This window comes from Enterococcus hulanensis, assembly GCF_005405485.1.
Taxonomy (GTDB): Bacteria; Bacillota; Bacilli; order Lactobacillales; family Enterococcaceae; genus Enterococcus_A; species Enterococcus_A hulanensis.
The window spans coordinates 1-3476 of the sequence record NZ_BJED01000045.1 but is presented as its reverse complement, the minus strand read 5'-3'; the positions used below and the strand labels follow the sequence as shown (position 1 = coordinate 3476).

3 protein-coding genes and 1 pseudogene are annotated in these 3476 nt (G+C 34.3%); 1 reads left to right on the top strand and 3 read right to left on the bottom strand.

The window, feature by feature from the left end; all coding sequences use genetic code 11:
- Positions 1-214: 214 nt before the first annotated feature.
- From FFR60_RS23220 to FFR60_RS22760, 3 genes and pseudogenes are all read right to left on the bottom strand, one after another.
- Positions 215-388: an arsenate reductase family protein gene (locus FFR60_RS23220; protein WP_371854013.1), complete on the bottom strand. Its 174-nt coding sequence runs from the start codon at positions 386-388 to the stop codon at positions 215-217.
- A 491-nt stretch (positions 389-879) separates the two neighbouring features.
- Positions 880-966 carry a type I toxin-antitoxin system Fst family toxin gene (locus FFR60_RS23215; protein WP_371854010.1) on the bottom strand — a complete coding sequence of 29 codons (87 nt, stop codon included), beginning with the start codon at positions 964-966 and terminating at the stop codon, positions 880-882.
- Positions 967-1097: 131 nt separating this feature from the next.
- Positions 1098-1505: pseudogene (locus FFR60_RS22760) on the bottom strand (recombinase family protein).
- 149 nt (positions 1506-1654) lie between these two features.
- On the opposite strand from FFR60_RS22760, the gene FFR60_RS22755 reads away from it, so the two are divergent.
- Positions 1655-3184: an AcpB/EbpR/MafR family transcriptional regulator gene (locus tag FFR60_RS22755; RefSeq protein ID WP_137665950.1), complete on the top strand. Its 1530-nt coding sequence runs from the start codon at positions 1655-1657 to the stop codon at positions 3182-3184.
- Positions 3185-3476: the final 292 nt, after the last annotated feature.

Here is a 3476-nt window from a genome sequence, read left to right as displayed (position 1 = left end):
ACGAACTAAGCAGAATAATTGCTCACCTTATTTTAGTTTTATATAATACCCCTACGAAGTATAGGTAATCTTTTAGATATTTAATTGTTTACACGTAGACTGTTGCGGAAACAACAGTCTATTTTATTAGTTATGTTTAGACCCTTGATTAAACAGGAATCGAGAGTCTTTTTTATTTTGCAAAAATTTTTGGGAAAAAGAACTTCCTTCTTTATTACAAACGACCCTCTTTTAGAATTAAAGTGCGAATCTGGCTTTTTTCGTATCCGACAATTAATTTCTCCCCCCTAATTACAACAGACTTTTTAATTAATGTTGGATTACTTTGCATTAATTTTACTAGCTCTTTTACAGTCCATGTATGTGATTCGAAGAGTTGCCTAAAAATGCATTTTAAACGTGCACTTTTTTTGTAATGGCTTCAAAAAAAATGAGAACCTCAAAAAGATTTCCTCATACAAAGAGTAACCAAATACTATTTATTATTGCCATTCTCTATTCGAAATTTTAAAATAGAGAAAATATAGCAGAAGTACAACATACATTATTAAGTTCAAAAGTGACAACGAGCAAAAGAAAAACAAACTTTCTTCAGATTCGTAAAGGATAAGTGGTTTCACGAAGGTGCCTCAATCTGATTATGCTGCTTTCTTGTATTTAGGTAAAATTGCTTCAAATTAAAGACAATGGTAAAAAGTTTCTAAAAATAGCAAAGAGCTGAATTCATTAACATATCAGAAGGCGATCTTCGTTAATTTGAGTCCTATTAAGAATTATGTTATCATGAATGTGCAGAAAAAGAACATGTGAACATTGAACCCCTAGAGTAGTAGGATACTCTAGGGGTTCTTTTTTGGCTAATGTCGCCTTTGCTTGGTTTTACTTCTTGTTATGATTATTTAGCCAATAATCAAACGTGGCTACCAATAAGCCGACAAGAAGGGGGCAGAAAAATGCTAAGAACATGTGAACACCTCCTCTCAGCCGCAAGACTGTAGGATAGGCGACTATTCATTTTAGCATTCCGTTCGGATTTTATCTATATTATCTAGATACATGACAACACATGATTCAATACATGTATCATTCGTTTAGTTCTAATTTTTTAGGTACCGATATATTGTCGTACGAGAAACACCCCAGCGTCCTGCAATAGTTTTTATCGGTGTACCACTATCAACTAATGTCTTCAGCAAATCCAAATCGCTAGAAGTTAATTTTTCTGGCCGATCTCCAAAAGGACCTCTTGCTCTCGTTGCTGCACGACCAACTACAGAACGTTCTAAAATCAAGTTGCGCTCAAATTCTGCAAATGCCGCAAACAAATGAAGCATCAATTTACCGGTAGTCCTAGATTTATCCTCGTAATATTTTCTTGCAAACTATGGAAGCTGACTCCACGTTCATTCAATCGATTTGACGATTGAAATGATATCTTACCTATTTCTTCCTAGTCGGTCCAATCACCAAACAACCAGAGTATCACCTGAACGAACAAAATCGATTCTGGAATCGTTTCACTCCTTGGATTATTCCCCTAATCATTCAAGAGTAGTATTCTAATCCTAGCAAGCTTTAAAAGTTCAATTTTCTATTAATTATGATATTATATGTCCAAGTTAAATAAGGGTTGTTTTTTTATTGGAGGCGTACCATGATTAACTTAGACATGTTTTGGGGCAGTGAAGCGGCGAAAGAAATCCAGCTACTTCAACTCATTTATAAGAATCGTCAATTTATGAAAGTCGAGGAACTATCTGTTCTTTTAGGTATGGATCGGCGTTCCATTTATAAATACTTTAATTTGTTGCAGAAGTATCCTTCTGTAGAAAATAAGGCATCAAACGACTTACTGATCTATAGTCGTGGACAGGGGTATAAATTTACAGGTACGAAGAAAGACTTCAAAATAATGTACCAACAAATTATTCAAGCGAACCCCTTTTACAAATTTTTAGAATCATTGTTATGGACAAACAAAGTGACCATTTCTACCTTTGCGTATGAGAATTTTATTTCTGAATCAATTGTTCAAAAGAGATTTTACGATCTGAATCTTCTCTTGCAAAATGTTGGATTATCTATAAAAAAGAAGGGTGACAGTGTTCAACTACATGGAGACGAGGCTAAAATTCGTTTCTTTTCAGTCGCTTTTTTTTGGAAAACCTATCATGGCTCTTATTGGCCATTCCCTACTATTTCACAAGAACAATGTGAAACAATTGCTGCTAATATTTTTTCTAAAAACAGGATTTCCTATAATGATATTGGCTTAAAACTCACTAGCTATATCTTCGCAGTAAACATTTTACGTGTGAGAAATGGTTGTTCAATAACTCAAAGAAAAATTAATGCGATTAACCATTCCTCCTCCTTTGATCACGGTCTCCTTTCCATTATTTCAGGTATGGAGAGCACTTTGAATGCCTCCATAGTAGAGGAACTGCGTTTAAACTATCATCTAGAGGCACCAGAAATTGAATTTTTGCTTCTTTGGTTCTATTCAAACTCTAATTTCTACTTCTTAAATAATGAAATTGTGGACTATTTAAACATACACAATGGAGATCACAATCACTTACTACAGTATTTACACTATCTTGACGAAATACTGGCAGAGAAAGACTCTCGGTACGATAAGGAGGCTATTCCAGCTGACAAGAAACAGCTACTTTTAAGCACTTTGTTGGCAGGCCATTTGTCGGTAGAATTGTTCGGTAATACTAGTTTTACAGTCACTGGGTACGAGATAGAAGCATATATTAAGAAAAAAGTACCTAAATTACTAGATCGGGCGATTAAAGTGGTCACTCAGTCTAAAATTTATACAAACGATCCAGATAGACTGGAAGGATTAGCCCTTCAATTCACTATAGCGGTTATGCTCATTGAATCTCCGTCTAATTTTGCTCACAAAATTAGAATTAAGGTCGAAACGGACCTTCCTAAAGTTTTGGAATTATTTATAGCCAACCGAATTAATGATGTATTCAAAAATTTTTATAACTTAGAAATAAGTAGCAAGCTCTCTTACCAAGATGCAGACTTCTGCATAAGCACCAATTATCTATCAGAGACGGATAATTCCATTGATACCTTGCTCATAGATGCCCAAGTGACCGCTTTAGATATAGTAACTATCCATAATAAAATCACTCAAATAGTAGACATGAAAGAATCCTAACGATTTTCTTCTATAATAAAAGGTGCTACTACAAATCAACTTTCAAACTATCCTTGTTTTCCAAGATACAAATTTCTTAATTCTGTCTGAAAGTTTTTTTATTATCACGCTATCTCCATGCAAAAAAACTGCTCATATTAACTGAGCAGTTTTTTTACTATTCTGGCGAAGTCACACAAATGGACGTGATCACTTCTTACTTACTCGTTAAGAGGAAAGAACAAAATCCTGTTAAATCCATTTTTTTATTCGTGTAAAAGACTTAAAACAGCTATAAAGCGCTCATATTTGC